The 18,473-nt window shown below is 39.3% G+C and carries 17 protein-coding genes; 10 read left to right on the top strand and 7 right to left on the bottom strand.

All coding sequences use genetic code 11. The annotated features are described in order from the left end of the window. Window positions 1–211 precede the first annotated feature (211 nt). The 4 genes from recN (at window position 212) to MTO68_RS01545 (ending at window position 3,908) form a co-directional block, all read left to right on the top strand. Entirely contained in the window at window positions 212–1,873 is a 1,662-nt protein-coding gene (gene recN / locus MTO68_RS01560; protein ID WP_034613600.1) for a DNA repair protein RecN, read from the top strand. A gap of 316 nt (window positions 1,874–2,189) precedes the next feature. Next, the gene (locus MTO68_RS01555; protein WP_004718361.1) at window positions 2,190–2,744 is read left to right on the top strand and encodes a YqgE/AlgH family protein; all 555 of its coding nucleotides are present in this window, start codon (window positions 2,190–2,192) and stop codon (window positions 2,742–2,744) included. Further along, complete coding sequence (gene ruvX, locus MTO68_RS01550; protein WP_004818593.1) at window positions 2,737–3,180, top strand: Holliday junction resolvase RuvX; 444 nt, start codon at window positions 2,737–2,739, stop codon at window positions 3,178–3,180. The genes MTO68_RS01555 and ruvX overlap by 8 nt, the downstream gene beginning before the upstream one ends. Before the next feature lie 14 nt (window positions 3,181–3,194). Then, window positions 3,195–3,908 (top strand): SDR family oxidoreductase, encoded by a 714-nt coding sequence (locus MTO68_RS01545; protein ID WP_244014743.1) that lies wholly within the window; start codon window positions 3,195–3,197, stop codon window positions 3,906–3,908. 53 nt (window positions 3,909–3,961) lie between these two features. On the opposite strand, the gene MTO68_RS01540 is transcribed toward MTO68_RS01545, so the two are convergent. Genes MTO68_RS01540 through MTO68_RS01530 form a run of 3 tightly spaced genes read right to left on the bottom strand, consistent with a single transcriptional unit; the run spans window position 3,962 to window position 7,317 of the window. After that, on the bottom strand, window positions 3,962–4,972 hold the full coding sequence (locus MTO68_RS01540) for an HlyD family secretion protein (RefSeq protein WP_004818589.1): 1,011 nt from the start codon (window positions 4,970–4,972) through the stop codon (window positions 3,962–3,964). A gap of 51 nt (window positions 4,973–5,023) precedes the next feature. Then, entirely contained in the window at window positions 5,024–5,230 is a 207-nt protein-coding gene (locus tag MTO68_RS01535) for a DUF1656 domain-containing protein (RefSeq protein ID WP_004718368.1), read from the bottom strand. A gap of 2 nt (window positions 5,231–5,232) precedes the next feature. After that, complete coding sequence (locus MTO68_RS01530) at window positions 5,233–7,317, bottom strand: FUSC family protein (protein ID WP_244014741.1); 2,085 nt, start codon at window positions 7,315–7,317, stop codon at window positions 5,233–5,235. A gap of 546 nt (window positions 7,318–7,863) precedes the next feature. Here MTO68_RS01530 and MTO68_RS01525 point away from each other — a divergent pair. Together MTO68_RS01525 and MTO68_RS01520 are read left to right on the top strand one after the other, a co-directional pair. Continuing rightward, on the top strand, window positions 7,864–8,652 hold the full coding sequence (locus tag MTO68_RS01525) for an IclR family transcriptional regulator C-terminal domain-containing protein (RefSeq protein WP_244014739.1): 789 nt from the start codon (window positions 7,864–7,866) through the stop codon (window positions 8,650–8,652). Window positions 8,653–8,967: 315 nt separating this feature from the next. Beyond that, window positions 8,968–9,669, top strand: a complete 702-nt coding sequence (locus MTO68_RS01520; protein WP_244014737.1) for an NAD(P)H-dependent oxidoreductase — start codon at window positions 8,968–8,970, stop codon at window positions 9,667–9,669. On the opposite strand, the gene MTO68_RS01515 is transcribed toward MTO68_RS01520, so the two are convergent. Further along, a complete protein-coding gene (locus tag MTO68_RS01515) occupies window positions 9,654–10,277 on the bottom strand; it encodes an alpha-ketoglutarate-dependent dioxygenase AlkB (RefSeq protein WP_244014735.1) in 624 nt (207 codons plus the stop codon). The genes MTO68_RS01520 and MTO68_RS01515 overlap by 16 nt on opposite strands. A 290-nt stretch (window positions 10,278–10,567) precedes the next feature. Between MTO68_RS01515 and MTO68_RS01510 the strand changes: the two genes are divergently transcribed. Continuing rightward, window positions 10,568–12,370 carry an ABC transporter ATP-binding protein gene (locus MTO68_RS01510; RefSeq protein ID WP_244014733.1) on the top strand — a complete coding sequence of 601 codons (1,803 nt, stop codon included), beginning with the start codon at window positions 10,568–10,570 and terminating at the stop codon, window positions 12,368–12,370. A 201-nt stretch (window positions 12,371–12,571) separates the two neighbouring features. On the opposite strand, the gene MTO68_RS01505 is transcribed toward MTO68_RS01510, so the two are convergent. Genes MTO68_RS01505 through MTO68_RS01495 form a run of 3 tightly spaced genes read right to left on the bottom strand, consistent with a single transcriptional unit; the run spans window position 12,572 to window position 14,981 of the window. Beyond that, entirely contained in the window at window positions 12,572–12,823 is a 252-nt protein-coding gene (locus tag MTO68_RS01505) for a DUF6587 family protein (protein ID WP_004818576.1), read from the bottom strand. A 29-nt stretch (window positions 12,824–12,852) separates the two neighbouring features. After that, window positions 12,853–14,715, bottom strand: coding sequence for a ferrous iron transport protein B (gene feoB, locus MTO68_RS01500; RefSeq protein ID WP_244014732.1), 1,863 nt, complete (start codon window positions 14,713–14,715; stop codon window positions 12,853–12,855). After that, window positions 14,712–14,981, bottom strand: a complete 270-nt coding sequence (locus MTO68_RS01495) for a FeoA family protein (RefSeq protein WP_004718380.1) — start codon at window positions 14,979–14,981, stop codon at window positions 14,712–14,714. The genes feoB and MTO68_RS01495 overlap by 4 nt, the downstream gene beginning before the upstream one ends. 168 nt (window positions 14,982–15,149) lie before the next feature. Here MTO68_RS01495 and xerD point away from each other — a divergent pair, with 168 nt between their 5' ends. From xerD to MTO68_RS01480, 3 genes are all read left to right on the top strand, one after another. Continuing rightward, window positions 15,150–16,067 (top strand): site-specific tyrosine recombinase XerD, encoded by a 918-nt coding sequence (xerD, locus tag MTO68_RS01490; protein ID WP_096732730.1) that lies wholly within the window; start codon window positions 15,150–15,152, stop codon window positions 16,065–16,067. Window positions 16,068–16,189: 122 nt separating this feature from the next. Beyond that, entirely contained in the window at window positions 16,190–17,002 is an 813-nt protein-coding gene (locus MTO68_RS01485) for a thioredoxin fold domain-containing protein (RefSeq protein ID WP_004818569.1), read from the top strand. A gap of 125 nt (window positions 17,003–17,127) precedes the next feature. Further along, entirely contained in the window at window positions 17,128–18,432 is a 1,305-nt protein-coding gene (locus MTO68_RS01480; protein WP_004718385.1) for a homoserine dehydrogenase, read from the top strand. Window positions 18,433–18,473 lie beyond the last annotated feature (41 nt).

Raw genomic sequence — 18,473 nt, 5'->3', positions numbered from 1 at the left:
AATCTAGATACCTGCTTCATTTTTTATTTAATTCAATAAGATTTATCTATTTTGATGTTTTTACTGGCAACTTAAGCAAAGGAAATTACATTTTCACATTAAAATTATTTAGAATGCTTAAAATTACTTCGTATTAGAATACGTTCTGACTTGTGACCACAACAAAACTTCACTATCTTAGAACTTCACCGTTCGCAGCTTGGATGCGTTTATGCTGACACACTTAAATCTGATCAATTTTGCTTTAGCCGATAACCTTGCTATTGATATCGAACAAGGGTTCAACGTGCTTACAGGTGAAACAGGTGCGGGTAAATCATTATTATTAGATGCGTTGTCAGCCTGTTTAGGAGAGCGTACCGATACCAATTATGTGCGTTATGGCGCTGAAAAAGCAGATATTACCGCCGTTTTTAGCTATCAAGCACAGAGCCCGGAAGCCAATTGGCTCAACACTCATGAATTAGATGATGAATCTGGTGAAATTCATTTAAGACGGGTGATCTTTGCAACAGGACGCAGCAAAGCATGGATCAATGGTCGTCCCAGCAGCCTCGCTGAATTAAAAGAACTTGGCCGCCTTTTGGTGCAACTATACAGCCAACATAGCCAACAACAACTGCTTGAACCGCCCTACCCGAAGCATTGGTTAGATCGGTATAGTAATTTTTATCAGCCAGCCCAAGATGTGCGTGATGCGTACAGCACTTGGCAAAAAAATATTCGTACACACCAAGCAGCGATTGATGCACAAGCTAATCGCCTGCAACGTATTGACACTTTAAAATTACAACTTGAAGAACTCGAAGATGTCATTCGTATTGATTATAAAGAAATCGAACAAGAATTTGATCGTTTAAGTCACCATGAACACATCATGCAAGACTGTGGCTATAGCTTAAATGTTCTTGATGAATCTGAACAAAATATTACTCAAGAAATTTCTTCAATTATTCGACGTTTAGAATCGCATGCTGGACGAAGTGAACTGCTGTCTGAAATTTACAATTCATTGATCAACGCACAAAGTGAAATTGATGACGCAACGGCAAATTTACGTCAGTTTATAGACCGTCAAAGTTTTGATCCTGAACGTATGGATGAGTTAAATACACAACTCGAAGTCTTTCATCGCTTGGCACGTAAATACCGTATTCAACCCGATGAACTCAAACAACAATATGAAACATGGCAAAATGAATTAGAGCAACTACATCAACTTGAAGATCCTGAAACCCTCGCTGAGCAAGTTGAACAATCTCATCAAGTGTTTGTCGAGAAAGCACAACATTTAGATCAGATTCGTCGTAATGCCGCTGAACCTTTAGCCAAGCAACTGACTGAGCAAGTCAAACAACTGGCGCTACCAGAAGCGCATTTTGAATTTAAATTTGAACCATTGGAACAGGCTTCTGCGGAAGGTTTAAGCTTTATTCAATTACTCTTTACTGCCAATAAAGGCATTCCACCTCAACCACTGGCACGTGTTGCTTCTGGTGGTGAGCTGTCACGTATTGCACTGGTCATGCAAGTGATGAATGCCGAAAAAACTGAAGCAGAAGTTTTAGTATTTGATGAGATTGATGTCGGAATCAGTGGTGGTACCGCTGAAATTGTCGGGCGCTTATTGGCCGGCTTAGGTCAACACGTTCAAATTTTATGTATTACTCACCAAGCTCAAGTTGCGGCCCAGTCCGATCAACACCTATTGGTGAAAAAACTGCAAACAGATCCTGCAAGTAGTACCATCGTTGCACTAGAAGAAGAGCAACTTATTTTAGAATTGGCACGAATGACGGGTGGTATTGAAATCGGTGAAACCACCTTGCAACATGCAAAACAATTAAGACAATTGAAATTTCAGCCGTCTTAATGCCTCAATCTATCGCATAAAAAGAATACCCATATAGAAACCAGTCAGCATGCTACTGGTTTTTTATTCCTATTTTGGAATATAAGCGCTTTCATCTATTCACTTGCCCTATTGCATCGCTTTTATAGAGATGCGCATTTTTATTTGGACACCATTTTGTTTATATTTTAAACATATTGATAAAAAACTTGGGCTGTTTTTGCAGGCTTTTAAAATATTCACAACCTATTGATATTAATTGTGCTATTTATATAGGTATAGATTTTATTTAAACAATTAAAAATATTTAAGCGGATTGAAAAGGAGTTGCATATCGGTGCCAAAACAATATCTTTCTCATCGCTGCTTGATTGCACCACCTGATCTTGCTGATGATTTCTTTGCCAATACGGTAATCTATCTTGCCCGTCATGATGAAGATGGTGCGCAAGGTATTATTATCAATCGACCTTCAGGTATTCAAGTCAAAGAACTTTTGAATGACTTAGAAATTGAAGCAGATAATGTGCATCCGCATGAAGTTTTGCAAGGTGGTCCATTGCGTCCTGAAGCGGGTTTTGTGATTCATACAGGACAACCAACCTGGCACTCTTCGATTGCCGTGGGTGAAAATCTGTGTATTACCACCAGCAAAGATATTTTAGATGCGATTGCACACAATGAAGGTGTTGGTCGTTATCAAATCGCATTGGGCTATGCCAGCTGGACTAAAAATCAACTTGAAGATGAAATTACCCGTGGCGATTGGTTGATTTGTGATTCGGATATGGATTTGGTGTTTAATTTGCCTTATACCGACCGTTGGGATGCTGCTTATCGTAAAATAGGGATTGATCGTACTTGGTTATCTTCTGAGATTGGACATGCCTGATTTAAATTCCCCACAACTGATTATTGCATTTGATTTTGGTACACAAAAAACGGGAATGGCTGTAGGCTCCTCCATCATTGAAAGTGCGACACCGCTTGCACTTTTTCCAATGAAAGACGGCATCCCTAATTGGGATGAACTACTTAAGATCATCAAACAGCATCAACCAAATTTATTTCTGGTTGGCTTACCGTTAAATATGGATGATTCCGAGTCAGAATTATCCACACGCGCACGTAAATTTGCACGACGTTTACGTCATCAAACCAATATTGAAACCCTGATGGTCGATGAGCGCTTAACCACTCGTGAAGCACGAGATGAACTCGATCATTACCACGCGCAAGGCCGAGCAAAGAAATTAGCAGCGGATAGTATTGCAGCTGCTTTATTTATTGAAAGTTGGTATCGAAATCCTGAAGGCATTACCCCTTAAACTGAGCATTAAAAATGTCAAAAACTTATGTCATCTATGGTGTAAGCAAAGGCTTGGGACAAGCTATTTTACACGCAGTACCTCAAACACAAGATCTGGTTTATGGTATTTCACGTTCTCAACCACAGTGTGACCTTGCTCATTTCAAATGGATCCCTGCTGATTTATCAAAACCTGAACATGCTCGGGATGTAGTTAAAAATCAAATTCAGAATCAGCCTATAGATTATCTGATTTACAATGTCGGGATCTGGGAGACAAAAGCCTTTCAAGCAGATTATGACTTTGAACAATGTACTGACATTGAAATATCAAATTTAATTCATACCAATATTCAATCCTGTATTTTGGCAATTCAGTCCTTGATTGAGAATCTTAGATTGTCTCCAAATGCAAAAATTATCTTGATTGGTTCTACGTGGGGACTAGATAATCATAAGGGCAAAGAAGTGGTCTTTTCAGCCAGCAAATTTGCCCTCAGAGGTATTGTTCACGCTCTCCGAGAAAGCTTACGCAAAGACCAGATTGGGGTGAGCATATTAAATTTAGGCTACTTGGCGACTGAGTTTGATCTGAATACATCTGTGGATGAGGTTTTACAACAGAGTGGTCATGAGTTAATTCCCTTACAGGACGTTATTCTTGCCATCAAGTTTATCTTATCCACCAGTCAAGCCAGCTGTGTTAAAGAAATTAATATGCCCGCTATGGCAGACTTAAATCTATAAAAAAACCCATTTTTCAATGGGCTTCAAGATCAAAGTTTAATGATGGATGCTGGTTATTTTTTTGCTTGTTCTAAAATATGTACTGTCACGGTACGCCCTGCGACAAAGGCCAATGAATCATGGGGCACTTCATCTAAAATAATTTTCACAGGTACCCGTTGAGCCAAACGTACCCAGCTGAATGTTGGATTTACATTGGCCAATAAGCCTGACGAAGTGGTCCGTTCACGATCCTCAATCCCAGACGCAATCCCTTGAACATGGCCTTTATATTTCAAAGAATCGCCCATGAGTTGTACTGTTGCAGGATCACCTAGATGTATTTTATTGAGTTTGGTTTCTTCAAAATATCCCACAACATAGAGCTGTTTACGATCAAGTAAAGCGGCAACAGCTTGTCCAACTTTGACATAATTCCCTGCGCGCAAATCAAAATTTGATAATGTTCCATCTGCAGGTGCAATCACTTCTGAACGTTGCATATTCAATTGCGCCAAATGCACACTACTGGTTGCTGCTTCAATCAAAGCTTTTTGTTGTTTGATATTGGCTTCTGCTTGTTGTACCGCGGCTTGCAATTGTTGATGCTCTGCATGAGATTGATCTCGTGTAGCAAACATCTGATCTTGTTCTTGTTTAGAGATCGCACCATTCATCAGGTCTGCATATCGGCGTGCATTTTTATCTGCAAGATTGATATTGGCTTTTGACTTCACAATATTGGCTTTTGCCTCAGCAAGCCCCGCTTCAGCTTCAGCCAGTCCTGACTGGGCTTTTGCAAGATCTGATTTTGCTTGTTCCACGTCTAAAGTTTGGCGTGCTAAATCAATTTTAAAAAGCACCTGCCCTTTTTTCACGGTTTGGTTATCTTGAACCATCACCTCTGTGACTAAACCAGCAATATCAGAAGACACTTGAATAACATCGCCACGGACACGCCCATCACGTGTCCAAGGTTCTGCATTGTAGTAATTCCAGATATGCAGCGCACAAAATATCGCAATAATCACCACGATACCCAATGATATCGGCCGGATTGCCTTACGTATATCAAACGTATTCATTTCAATTTTCCAATCATTAAACTTAAAAGTAAATCAGCTCTATTACAGCGGCTAAGTCGTCACCTGAATAAACACCCAATGAATCGACCACAATAAAATCAAATAGATACAGATATTAAAAATTCCAGGCAATGCAATCCATTCTTTTTCAACCAAGCGATCTGTACCAATACACACCACTTTCCAGATGATGAATGCCAGAATTGCTTGAATTAAAAATATTGGGACATAAACACCATAAATGTTGAGCTCACCCATATTTATGCTCCCACTAGAACAGTTGAAGGTTGCGCATCAACCAGATGAATATGACAAATACTATTGCGAATATTATTCACAGAAATTTCTATACGCTGTCGGATATCTTGATCACCTACCGCTTGCGCATCTTGCAAGACTTGATCAAATTGCTGAATCAATGCTTGTCGTAAGTTATCATCAGGCTGAGTTACTGCTTTTTCGCTTAACCACTGGTTAAGTAGGCCTTGTAATTTAACAATTGCAGTGGTCGTCGTAGATTCAGGCGACAATTTTTGGACCAACTCCTGCAAACGAGTTAAATCAATTGCGGCACTCGACTCAATCAAAGCATTGTTAATTTCGATTTTGAGCTGTTCTGACTGAATCAATTTGGTATTTAACACGCCAATACGATCAAGCATGCTGCGTAAATGAATTCTAAAGCCCGTTCCATAAGACATCGCAATACTTTCCCGCATGGCTTTATAGTGTAAAGCCAACATCCGTTTTACTGTCATTTCAGGGGACATTGAACGTACCATTTGCATAATACAAACCGTGATAATCGGCCCAATCACGGTTGCAATCGAAGCATCAAAAAAGGTGATCTGATCCATCAAATAACGGTTTTGCAGATTTAACCCCATAATCGTACTCATAATCAGCGGTAAGCCCAGTGCATGCAAAGGCGGATGTAAATACAACATCACACAGAACATAATAAAGGGGGCTAATACAACGGCTAACTCCCAAAATGCGGTGATATGCGGAAAAATCCCATATGCATAAATAAAAACCAAAATAGCGGCATAAATACTGGAGCGGATAAATATTTTTAGCGCAGGTACAGGGTCATCTAAAAAGGTCAAAATACATGCTGTAATTGCGGCCATTTCTGCCACCATAAAGCCCATTTTCCAGCCACTTAAAATCCAAAATGCACAGGCAATGTTGGTGGTTAAAAATGCCGATATCCCGCCACGTACCGCAACGCCATAATCACGATGTAAACTGGGATAGGTTGTGGTTAAAGGTACAATGGATTCAGGTAAGCTATGATTACCTTGCTGCATACATTGCCAAATAAACTTCACTGCACGAACATTTTGAATAAAATGGCGAATATCCATTTTTAGACTGCCCAAAATCACCTGTTGTTTAGCAGTTGCATGTTCAGTGATGGTTTGAAATTCTTGATCAAAATGCTCAGGTAAGTGCTTAAGCTCATCTTCAAGAATGGCATTCTCACCTTCTAAAAAATCATCAATCTTTTGGTGAAACTCAAGCAGATACGGACGATAAGTTAAATCAATTTGATCCAGTTGCTTGATTCGTTCTGACATTGCGACCAAGTTAGCCACTAACATCGTCACTTGATGTAGCAACTCTTGGAGTGGTTTGGTCATGCCTTTAAATTTTGAAGTTTCATAACTTAAATGCACAGCCATACTATGAATATCTGTTGTATCACGCGTGATATTGGTCAAGAGCTGAGTATAATTGTCTGTATGTGCCGGATCAGACAAAATTGAGTCAAAAGCCTGTTTGGTGTCTTGCATGGTTTTAGTGACACGGAGTTCGACCACAGGCCCAATATGCATAGGAAATATAGTGGCAGAGACCACAGCACTACACACCACACCCAACGAGATTTCTAAGAAACGACCCACTGCCATGTCAAAAATGGGCACCGTCTCGATATAATAAATCGAGTTAAAACAAATAATCACTGCGGTATAACCCGCTAACATCACCACATAACTGCGTGGTGATCGGTCGATTAAAGACAGATATAGACAGATCCCCACCCAAGTTGCCAGTACAAAGGTAAATAACCAAGGGGTATTAACCAAATGAGGCATCACTGCAATAGCAAAAATTGCTCCGATCAAGGTTCCTAAAATTCGATAGATACTTTTTGATGCCATCATGCCCGAATAAGGATTGGCAATCACAAAGACTGTACCAATCGCCCAAATCGGATAGCTCAGGTTGAGCTCAAATGCGATATAGAGTGCCAGCATTCCTGCAATGAAAGTTTTGCTCGCAAAAATCCAATCGAGTTTATTGGGTCTAAAAGCCAATAAGGGTTTGATCAGTAACATGCAAGCAACTCACTATAAATTCAATTTCATTGATTTTCTCTGTCATCTCTAGCTCTCTAAGATCTAACAAGCTGATATTCACCGCTTTTATGAGGCTTTGTTGTACACATCACATTTTCTTTTCTTAGCGACCAAAAAACCGCACTGCTTAGTCAAATAAACAGTGTGGTTTAAAAAAAAGATGTGAATAGAAGAACAAATTTAGGCATTTGCTCAAATACAACGATTGAGTAGAGAAGGACTCAATTTATGATAAAAATTTATACTTCCAGAAAAGTATAAATTCACCATTGGATATTCATATCAGCAATAATCTCAAAAAAAACACAAATAATCAATAAAAATATCTCATTTTGATAATACAACTAAATATAATTTACTTTGGTGTTCAAATGTAGTGCTTTTTCTCAAAATAACCACTAAAGTTAAAAATGTAGAATCATTTGCATTTACAATGCAAATTCCACTGTTTTTTCTTGAACAATTTGTTATAAAGTAACATTCATTATTATTTTTTTTGATTCTCACTAATTGAGTAGGTCATCAATGGCACTTTCCAGTTTTGGCAAAATTCTCACCGTATTGGATTTATTTTCGGTGTCTCGCCCAGTAATTAATGTCGATGTGATTTGTGAAGAGCTTGGTTTATCTAAACCGACCAGCTATCGCTATTTAAAAGAATTAGTTTCGGCTGATATTTTGCAACGCTTAAATGGAACTTCAGGCGATTACACCCTTGGTCCTAAAATTGCTGTGATGGACTATATTTCTAGAACCACCGATCCATTGGTTCAAATCAGCAAACCATTTATGCAAGAAATTTCAGAACGTACAGAGCTTTGCTGTTTACTGACACATTTAAATGATGACTATTGTATTGATGTTCATCATGAGGTGTATCGTGATGAAACTTTACTTTCTTATGGTCGTGGTTGCCCTCGTCCCGTATTTATGGGCTCTTCACCTAAAGTGATCATGGCGCATTTATCTAAACAGAAAATTCATGAATATTACCTTCGCTTTGCAACACAATTAACTGACGTTGGTTTTGCTGAAAATGAAGAAACCTTTGTTAATAAAATGAAAAAAATAAAAAAACAAGGTTATTATTTTTCACAAGGTGAACTTGATCCAAATGTTTCTGGTTTATCGATCCCAGTGAAGTTTTCAAGTAAAGAAGCGCCTTTAGCATTGACCGTACTTGCTTCAAAAAATCGTTTTGAATATGTCAACACCCCAAAACTAATTGAAACCTTGCAAGAGTCTGCTGCACAGATTGAAAAACGCTATCAAGCACTCTCTGCCAATGACCAATTATCTGAATTTCACCCATAAGCGCAATCATCTTGATAATTTAACATTTTGTAATGTTTTTATCTCTTGATAATGTTTTTATATTCTCATAATATGATTATGTTCTTCAGTAATCCATGATTTTTTGGACATTGTTTTTGCGAAAACAATTCCTCCTCAGAGTAAGGAAGCCTATGTGTTTAAACATAGGCTTTTTTATGCACAAAATTTTTTATCCATGTAAGTTTACTTTTAAGCCATTAAAAAAATAATTAGAGTAATTGGCGAATCATTTTCATTGAGGAATAATCTAAACCAGCCAATAACAATGATGCATAATTTTAATTAAGGAATGTTATGAATATTCTCATCGTCCATGCACACCCTGAACCCCTTTCATTTACAACCGCGATGAAAGATCATGCTGTTGAGGTCTTGGAAAAATTAGGACATCAAGTTGAAGTTTCAGACTTGTATGCCATGAATTTTAATCCAATCGCATCACGAGAGGATTTCTCTGAACTGAGCCATCCTGAATATATGAATTATGCTTTGGAGCAACGCCATGCTTATAAAAATAAGCAGATTGCCGCAGACATTCAGATTGAAATTGAAAAAGTACAAAAAGCAGATTTAGTGATTTTAAGTTTTCCCATGTATTGGACATCTGTACCTGCCATCTTAAAAGGCTGGATTGATCGCGTATTCGTTTCGGGTATTTTCTATGGTGGTAAACGTTTTTATAACCACGGCGGCATGGTGGGGAAAAAAGCCTTGCTAAGCTTTAGCTTGGGTGGCCGTGAACATATGTTTGGTGATCATGCGATTCATGGTTCAATTGAAGACTTGTTACTGCCGATTCAACGTGGAACTTTAGCTTATGCAGGCTTTGACGTGCTGCCACCATTTACCGCTTACCATGTCCCTTATATTTCTAATGAAGCACGCCAACAAATCCTGCTTGATTATCAGCAATATTTACAAAACTTAGAAAATTTGCCTGTATTAGACTTTCCTAAACTTGAACAATTTGATGACAAGCTTTATCCACTTGGATAAAAGTAACGAAAGGTCAAATTTACACGAGGCGCTAAAATTCGTGTGGATTTGGCGAGGGTATGTTTCCAATAACGTTGGGTCTGCCCTTGCATTACAATCAACTGACCACTGTGTAAAAGTAAATCTACTTTTTTAGCTTTCCACTTGTGCTTAAAACTGAATTTTCGAGTAGCACCTAGACTCAATGAAGCAATCACCACATTGTGGTTGGGCGCTTCCAATGATGGCTCATCATCACTATGCCAACCCACGCCTTGTGAGCCATTTTCATATAAATTTGCCAAACAGGAATTATAATTTTGCCCTGTGAGTTGCTCGATATGCTGTTTGAGTCGATATAAAGCAGGATTCCAGATATGGGCTTGTTTTGCCATACCTGAATAATGATATTGGTAATCATCATCGCCATACCACACCACTTTGCGCTCAGTTTTATAATATTGACCATGCAAATAAACTTCATCATGTTGCCAAGCCAAATGCTGTAGAAAATAATTTAAATATTTTTGACTTTGTTCCTGATTCAAAATTAAGCCAAAGTCTTTTACTACCCCATCATAAGGCAGTAAATTATCTTGTGCTTCAGGTTCAAATAAATCTAAATTCATGGTCTAAAATAAGCTACGGGTTCATCCAACAATGAATCAATATTTAACATGAAACAAGTCATTTTTGATCAAAATTAAACAACTTTAATATGAAGAATAGTAGGTCATATCATGGATAAATATACAAATTAATTCAGCAAGTTGAAGAATTTAAATAGGATTTTGATCGTGAAGATTTGGACTAGTGTAAGGCATTATTAAAATCTTTCACAATTCAAAACATAGCAATCACTTGTAGCAAAGTTTATTCAGCTTTAGACTAAAACCAAGCTGATAAAAAGCAAAAACCTATGAATTTATGGCAATTATTTCAAAAATTACGCCCCTTTGTACGTCCCTACCGCTGGCTTGTCATCGTCACCTTAGTGTTAACGCTGATTGGCTCACTCACCGCTCAGGTCAATGCCCTCACACTTAAATATGCTGTAGACAGTATTAACCAACTGATCCAAGCAGGACAAGGCCTGGCGGATGGATGGCACATTATCATTACCATTACTGTGGTTTTATTGGCCAAAGAAGTCATCAATGCAATTGTTCAATTTGGACAAAAATCATTTGGTGAAAAACTCAGAATTTTAATTTCACAGGACCTATCTCAGGGCATTATCGAAAAGTTTATTACCTATCGATTGGCCTTTTTCGATCAGAAAAATAACCAAGCTGGAAAATTACAAACCCGTATCGACCGTGGAGTTAGCTCGCTCACTCGGCTGGTACAAATCTTTTTTATTGATATTTTACCTTTATTTACCAGTGCAATTATTGCTTTAGCCCTAATGTATTATGCCAATTTTTGGGTGGGTGTGGTCGCGACAATCATTGTACCAATTTACTTTTGGCTGACCTTTAAACAATCACAAAAGCTTTCAGGCAAACGTCGAGCCTTGCGCGATAACATGGAAAAGAAGAATCAAGGTATTTTGAGTATTATTAACTCAATTACAGTGATTAAATCTTTTAATAAAGAGACCGTTGAATCCACCAAGCAACTGAACTTACAGAAGTCACTGACTGAAAATCAGATGCAAACTCGACAAACCAGCTATATTTTTGATGGTCTAAAAACCTTTATCGAACAAGTTGGTGTAGTCCTGATCATTATCTTAACTGCTTACTTTGTTTTAGATGGACAAATGAGTATAGGGATGATCATGTACCATGTATTGTTGTTCAATAACGTGTCTGCACCGATCCGCTCTTTGCATCGTATTTATGATGAAATTAACTCAGCAATGATCTATTCAGAAAGCTTCTTTGGTATCTTAGAAGCAGATCATGAAATCGAAGCAAGTGGTTTAATGAAACCTCAAATTCATGGCAAATTTGAATTGGAAAATGTTGATTTTATCTACCCGAATGGTCATCAAGCCTTACATCGGATTAACATGACTATTCAACCCAATAAAATCACAGCCTTAGTCGGCTTATCTGGTGCGGGGAAATCAACCTTAATCAGCCTACTGGATAAATTTTATGCCCCGAACTCAGGCTGTATCAAACTCGATGGGATTGATTTAGAGCAACTCGATACACACTATTTAAGAGAACATATAGGCTTGGTATTGCAAAAGAATCATATTTTCCAAGGCTCAATTTTAGAAAACATTCGTTATGGTAAGCCCCATGCAAGCAATGAAGAAGTCATCACAGCTGCAAAAAAAGCTTCGATTCATGAGCAGATTTTAAAATTACCGCATGCCTATGAAGCAGATGCCTTGCTGTTATCTGGCGGACAACAACAGCGTATCGCACTTGCTCGAATGTTCCTCAAGAACCCGCCAATTATCTTTTTAGATGAGCCCACAGCGAGTTTAGATGCCATCGCTTCAGAGCAAATCAAACAAAGCTTAGATGAGATTAAACAAGGCCGAACTGTGATTATGATCTCGCATAGCCTTTCACAAATTATTGATGCCGATTACACCTATGTGATGAAAGAAGGACAAATCGTTGAGCATGGTGAACATCATGATCTTTATCATCAAGATGGTGCTTATAAGGAAATTTTTGATGCGATGGCTAAAAGCTTAAATATCGAAAAAATTGCACGAACTTTTGAAGATGATGGTGAAGAAGAAACCCATAGCTAAAGCGTAGTTGGTGCTTTATATCAACTGACAGAAGCTCATACTGATTAAATTGCTTTTTGCAGCATTGGATCATTCAAGATATGTCTATCAGATAGCGATATAAATTATCTTTTACGAACTGCTATTCCCATATACAAATAAAAAGCCACTCTATGTTATAGAATGGCTTTTTTCTTTTTAGAGTAATAATTTAGAGGCTAATCATTTCCATTTTACTGCTTGGACTTCAACTTTTTTAGGATTGTCCGTTTCAGCACTACTGCAACCACAACCGCCACCGCATCCACTCACCATCGCAGGCTGAATCCATTTGGCTAAACGATTCCAACCTTGCGACTGACAAAATTGAGCCAGTTTAGAAAACACCGAATACGCTGACTTTGGGAAGACTTTCTTAAATACAAAAATTGCACTCCAAATCACCAATACCGCAATAATCAAAAATTCAATCATCTCTAGCTCCTTTGCTTCAAGATTCTGGCTTATAGACCAAAATAACGTGACGCAATTTGATAAGTGAGGAAAGCCATTAAATAAGCCAAACCAAATAGATAAACTGTCATACCAGCAACAGTTTTCCAAGAACCTGTTTCACGTTTTACCGTAGCCAATGTCGCTAAACAATGCGGTGCATAGATAAACCACACCAACAACGATAAACCTGTTGCAACTGACCAGCTTAAATCACCCTGACTGATCAGATGTGATAAACCTTGAGCGACTGCATCATCATCCGCTGCAGATAAAGCATAAACCGTACCCAATGCTGCAACCACAACTTCACGTGCTGCCATCGCTGGAATTAAAGCAATACAGATTTGCCAATTAAATCCAAGCGGTTCAAAGATTGGGTGCATCACATGCCCCAACATCCCGGCAAAAGAGTAGTCAATATCGGGTAAAGTTGCACCCTCTGGCGGTTGAGGGAATGTACATAGGAACCATAACAAAATCGATAAAGCGAAGATAATGCCACCGACGCGCTTTAAGAAGATCTTGGCACGGTCTAACAAACCAATCCATACACTTTTTATATCTGGGATACGGTAGCTTGGTAATTCCATCAATAAAGCATGTTGTGATTTATCTTTCTGGAAAAATTTCAGCACGGTCGCAACAATGAGCGCACTCACAATTCCCGCCATATATAAACCGAAGAGCACCAAACCTTGTAGATTGAGGAAGCCCCAAACCATTTTCGCTGGAATAAATGCTGCAATCAGTAAAGCATACACAGGCAAGCGCGCGGAACATGTCATCAACGGCGCAACCAGTATCGTCACCAAACGATCTCGTGGATCACTAATACTTCGAGTCGCCATGATCCCAGGTACCGCACAGGCAAAACTGGATAACAGTGGGATAAATGCCCGACCACTTAAGCCTGCTTTAAACATCAATTTATCGAGTAGAAACGCCGCACGCGGTAGATAGCCTGACTCTTCTAAAACCAAAATAAAGAAGAACAGAATTAGAATCTGTGGCAAGAACACCACTACACTACCTGCACCTGCAATGATCCCATCGACCACTAAGCTGTGAAGTAGTGGTTGGGTAATAAACTGCCCAATCCAGCCACCAAACCAGCCAAAAAATTCTTCAATACCATCCATAAATGGCGCTGCCCAAGCGAATACTGCTTGGAAAACAATAAACATCATCAGCGCAAGGCTAAGAAGTCCTAAAACGGGGTGTAAAAAAATCTTATCGAGAAAATCAGTACGTTTGTCTTCATGATCTAAAAAAATCACCACATCTTTTAAGATTTGGTCAATTTTTTCATGATTGGAACCTGAAAGCTTAACATCACTCAGTTCTGCACTTGGTGTGTGGAATTTTTCATTTTCCAAAGCACCCATCAAGTTTTCAATCCCTGCATTACGCACAGCAACCGTTTCCACCACGGGAATACCTAAACGCTGTGATAATTTTTGGGTATTGATCTGCATCCCACGACGACGCGCTTCATCCATCATGTTTAATACAAGCAGAATCGGTTTGCCTTGTTCAATGACTTCAAGCACAAGTCCCAAATGTAATTTTAAGTTGGTTGCATCCACCACACATAAAAATGCCTGCTGATCTTGTTCGCCGGAAATTTTCCCCAAAACCACATCACGGGTAATGGCTTCATCAGGACTGGCTGCATCGAGGCTATACGTTCCAGGCAAATCCAGAACACGCACCGCACGACCAGAAGGTAAATTAAATGTACCCACTTTACGTTCAACAGTCACCCCAGCATAGTTGGCAACTTTTTGACGTGTACCGGTTAAATGGTTGAAAAGTGAAGTTTTACCGCAGTTAGGATTTCCCACTAAAGCAATACGTAAAGTTTCGCTCATGCGGAAGCTCCTTCTAATGCCTGATGTATTTCAATTTTTTCGGCTTCGATCTTGCGTAACGCAAATCGAGTAAAACCAATTTGAATGAGAATAGGATCACCACCAAAAACACCTTTTGTGATCACTTGTACACGTGTGCCAGGCACAAAACCTAGAGTTTCTAAACGACTCGCCACTAAATCTGGCTGATTGACATTATCTTGCGAGGTGCGATTGACCTTTGCGATAATGGCAGTTTGCTTTACTTTCAAGTCTGACAAACGCACAGCAATTAACCCTAAAATTTACACGATAGACAGACTATTATACATACAAATGAGAATAATTACCAAGTAAGGTTTGATTACAATTCTCATTCAAATACGATATTCGACTTATGTTTTCTTTTAGTCTACATTCCATCAACAGATAAGTTTTAAACACCACCGAAGCCCATGCTAAATAAGAAACCACGTATTCCTGCTGCTGTTGCCATTCCTGAAAATCTAGGCTTTTTACAGGGATTCCGTGACTATTTAATTGCACAAACGGTCAGTCCGCATACAAGAAACGCCTATTTATCGGACTTAATTCAATGTAGTGAATGTGTAAATTCTTACCTTCCGAATTGGACACATGAAGACATCTCCGATGTGCTTATTCAACTCACCAAACAAGGTAAAAGCCCTCGGTCAATTGCCCGTTCACTTTCTGCTTTACGTTCATTTTTTAAGTTTTTACGTGAACAAAAGATTCGTTTAGATAATCCTGTCGCAATCCATAAAACCCCAAAACTCGGACGAGCATTGCCTAAAGATTTATCGGAGCAGGACGTTGAAGCACTGATCCAAGCACCAGACGTCACAACAGCGTTAGGTTTGCGTGATCGCGCCATGTTTGAAGTACTTTATGCTTGTGGTTTACGTGTTTCAGAGCTTCTCAATTTAAGATTAGATTTGATCAATTTAAAACAAGGCTATTTAAGAATCACAGGTAAAGGCAATAAAGAACGTTTGGTGCCTTTGGGGGGTATGGCATGTGAATGGGTGGAAAAATATTTAACTGAATCTCGCCCACAACTGTATAAATCCGCTACCGATTATCTATTTCTAACCCAACATGGTGGCATCATGAGTCGTCAAAACTTTTGGTATGCCATCAAGCGTTATGCCTTACAAGCTGGGATCCAAGCTGAGCTATCACCTCATACCTTACGTCATGCTTTTGCAACGCATCTTTTAAATCATGGCGCTGACTTACGGGTGGTGCAAATGCTTTTGGGGCATAGTGATTTATCGACCACACAAATTTATACCCATGTCGCACAAATCCGTATGCAACAGCTGCATGAAAAATATCATCCACGTGCTTGATGGCTGAGCATGACGTGTATATCGGCAATTTACATCCCTTAATCAAGTTTTAAAGTACACTATTAAAAATTTTGTTATGCTAATTCCCTCAAATCATGCTGAAGAAACATAAAGAGTTATTTATGCAATTGAATCGTTCAAAATTGATGTTGGCTTGTCTTATTGCAAGCACGATGGCAGTGAGTGCTTGTTCAAAAAATCCAGACTCAAAAAAAGATGACACTTTAACTGCGACAGCACCTGCAACAGGTGAGGCATCGAATTTAACTGAGCGTGATGCAAAACAACGTCTAATCCAAACATTACAGGCCAATTTCAAAAAGGCTGGTGTTAAAGCCAAAATTTTAGATGCGAAACCGACTGAAATGCCCAATCTTTATTGGATCAGTATGGAAGGCATGAGCTCAGTCTATGCAACATCTGATGGTAAATTCCTGATCCAAGGCGATGTAATCCGTTTAGGTGGCGATAAACTCAGTAGCATTGGTGACAAAATACAAGCTGCAGAAAACAAGAAATATCTTGCTGAGTTAAATATTAAGGACCTCTTGGTTTACCCTGCGCAAGGTAAGGTTAAACATGTGATCTATGTATTTACTGATGCAAGCTGTCCTTATTGCCATAAACTTCATGAACATATCAGTGAAATCACGGCTAAAGGTATTGAAATACGTTATATCGCATGGCCACGTGGTGAACAATTTATACCGACGATGGAAAGTATCTGGTGTAGTGCAGACCGTAGTGCTGCATTTAATCAAGCCATTGCCGGTACTGCGCTTCCACCAGCAAGCTGTAAAAATCCAGTTCGTGACCTGTATGCTTTAGGTCTAAAAATGGGTGTAAATGGTACCCCTGCGATCTACAATGCAGAGGGTGAATATCTGGGCGGTTATATGACTGCTGACGAAATTGAAAGCCGTTTAAATAAATAATTTTTATCAGTAAATTTACTATTATTTATAGCTCAATATAAAGATGCGTCAGACTCTAGAGTCTGGCGCATTTTTTAGCTATGATCTAAGCTTAATATAATTTATATACATAATTGGAGTGTGACGTGAAACCAGTTCGTCTGGCAATACTCGGTCTTGGAACCGTAGGCGGTGGTGCCCTTAAACTACTACAAGAAAACGCTGCTGAAATTAGACGTCGCACCGGCCGAGAAATTGAAATTACCCACGTAGGTACGCGTCGTCCACGTCCAGATCTAAATTTACCAGCAAGCATTAAACAGAGCGCCGACCTGCTAGATATCGTCCGCCAGCCTGATGTTGATGTTGTCGTTGAAGTCATGGGCGGTATCCACCCTGCTTATGAAGTCATGATGGAAGCGATTAAACATGGCAAGCAAGTGGTAACGGCAAACAAAGCTTTACTGGCAGAACATGGAAATGAGCTATTTAAAGCGGCTGATGATCACCACGTACAAGTTGCCTTTGAAGCAGCGGTTGCCGGTGGTATTCCAATTATCAAGGTCATTCGTGAAGGCTTAGCAGCCAATAAAATTGAATGGCTAGCAGGTATCATCAATGGTACAGGCAATTTCATTCTGACTGAAATGAGTGAAAAAGGGCGTGCCTTTGCGGACGTACTCAAAGAAGCGCAAGAACTTGGTTATGCCGAAGCAGACCCAACATTTGATGTTGAAGGCATTGATGCTGCGCATAAGCTGACTATTCTTGCATCATGTGCCTTTGGTATTCCTTTACAGTTCGATAAGGTTTATACCGAAGGTATTACCAAGATTACTGCACAAGATGTGAAATACGCTGAAGAGCTTGGCTATAAAATCAAACACTTGGGCATTGCACGTCGTTCTAGCAAAGGCATCGAACTTCGCGTACATCCAACCCTGATTCCTGAAGAAGAACTTCTTGCCAATGTAAATGGTGTGAAGAATGCTGTTCTAGTTCAAGCCAATGCAGTTGGTCCTACATTGTATTATGGCGCAGGTGCAGGCGCAGGCCCTACTGCTTCTGCGGTTGTGGCAGATGTGGTTGATATTGTCCGTGATATCATTTACACAGAAGATGGTTCAGGTACTATTCCTCAGCTTGCCTTTGAAGCTCTTTCCGACTTGCACATCTTGTCGAGTGATGAGATGACCACAGGTTATTATTTGCGTTTAAATGCTGAAGACCAAACTGGCGTACTCGCAGATGTAACAACAATTTTAAGTCGCACGGGGATCAGTATTGATGCCATCATGCAGCAACCTCGCTTAAAAGATCTGATTCCTATCGTGATTTTGACTGATCCGATCGTCGAATCGAAAATGAATGAAGCGATTGCACAAATTCAAGCCTTACCTGCTATCCATGGCGAAATCGTACGAATTCGTTTAGAATTGCTCGATAACTAATCGGGTTTTAAACTCCTCTAAATTTGCAGCAATACCCTGCA

It is taken from the genome of Acinetobacter sp. NyZ410 (assembly GCF_022828975.1).
In the GTDB taxonomy this organism is placed as follows: domain Bacteria; phylum Pseudomonadota; class Gammaproteobacteria; order Pseudomonadales; family Moraxellaceae; genus Acinetobacter; species Acinetobacter guillouiae.
Note: the sequence above shows the minus strand (reverse complement) of the source record. Positions and strands in the feature narration are given on the sequence as shown.

Bases quoted from the DNA above. Each gene is read 5' to 3' on its own strand.
- recN (WP_034613600.1), top strand. From the start codon at position 212: ATGCTGACACACTTAAATCTGATCAATTTTGCTTTAGCCGATAACCTT.
- MTO68_RS01525 (WP_244014739.1), top strand. From the start codon at position 7,864: ATGGCACTTTCCAGTTTTGGCAAAATTCTCACCGTATTGGATTTATTT.
- MTO68_RS01530 (WP_244014741.1), bottom strand. From the start codon at position 7,317: ATGTTACTGATCAAACCCTTATTGGCTTTTAGACCCAATAAACTCGAT.
- xerD (WP_096732730.1), top strand. From the start codon at position 15,150: ATGCTAAATAAGAAACCACGTATTCCTGCTGCTGTTGCCATTCCTGAA.
- MTO68_RS01545 (WP_244014743.1), top strand. From the start codon at position 3,195: ATGTCAAAAACTTATGTCATCTATGGTGTAAGCAAAGGCTTGGGACAA.
- ruvX (WP_004818593.1), top strand. From the start codon at position 2,737: ATGCCTGATTTAAATTCCCCACAACTGATTATTGCATTTGATTTTGGT.
- MTO68_RS01515 (WP_244014735.1), bottom strand. From the start codon at position 10,277: ATGAATTTAGATTTATTTGAACCTGAAGCACAAGATAATTTACTGCCT.
- MTO68_RS01510 (WP_244014733.1), top strand. From the start codon at position 10,568: ATGAATTTATGGCAATTATTTCAAAAATTACGCCCCTTTGTACGTCCC.
- MTO68_RS01485 (WP_004818569.1), top strand. From the start codon at position 16,190: ATGCAATTGAATCGTTCAAAATTGATGTTGGCTTGTCTTATTGCAAGC.
- MTO68_RS01520 (WP_244014737.1), top strand. From the start codon at position 8,968: ATGAATATTCTCATCGTCCATGCACACCCTGAACCCCTTTCATTTACA.
- MTO68_RS01505 (WP_004818576.1), bottom strand. From the start codon at position 12,823: ATGATTGAATTTTTGATTATTGCGGTATTGGTGATTTGGAGTGCAATT.
- MTO68_RS01535 (WP_004718368.1), bottom strand. From the start codon at position 5,230: ATGGGTGAGCTCAACATTTATGGTGTTTATGTCCCAATATTTTTAATT.
- feoB (WP_244014732.1), bottom strand. From the start codon at position 14,715: ATGAGCGAAACTTTACGTATTGCTTTAGTGGGAAATCCTAACTGCGGT.
- MTO68_RS01540 (WP_004818589.1), bottom strand. From the start codon at position 4,972: ATGAATACGTTTGATATACGTAAGGCAATCCGGCCGATATCATTGGGT.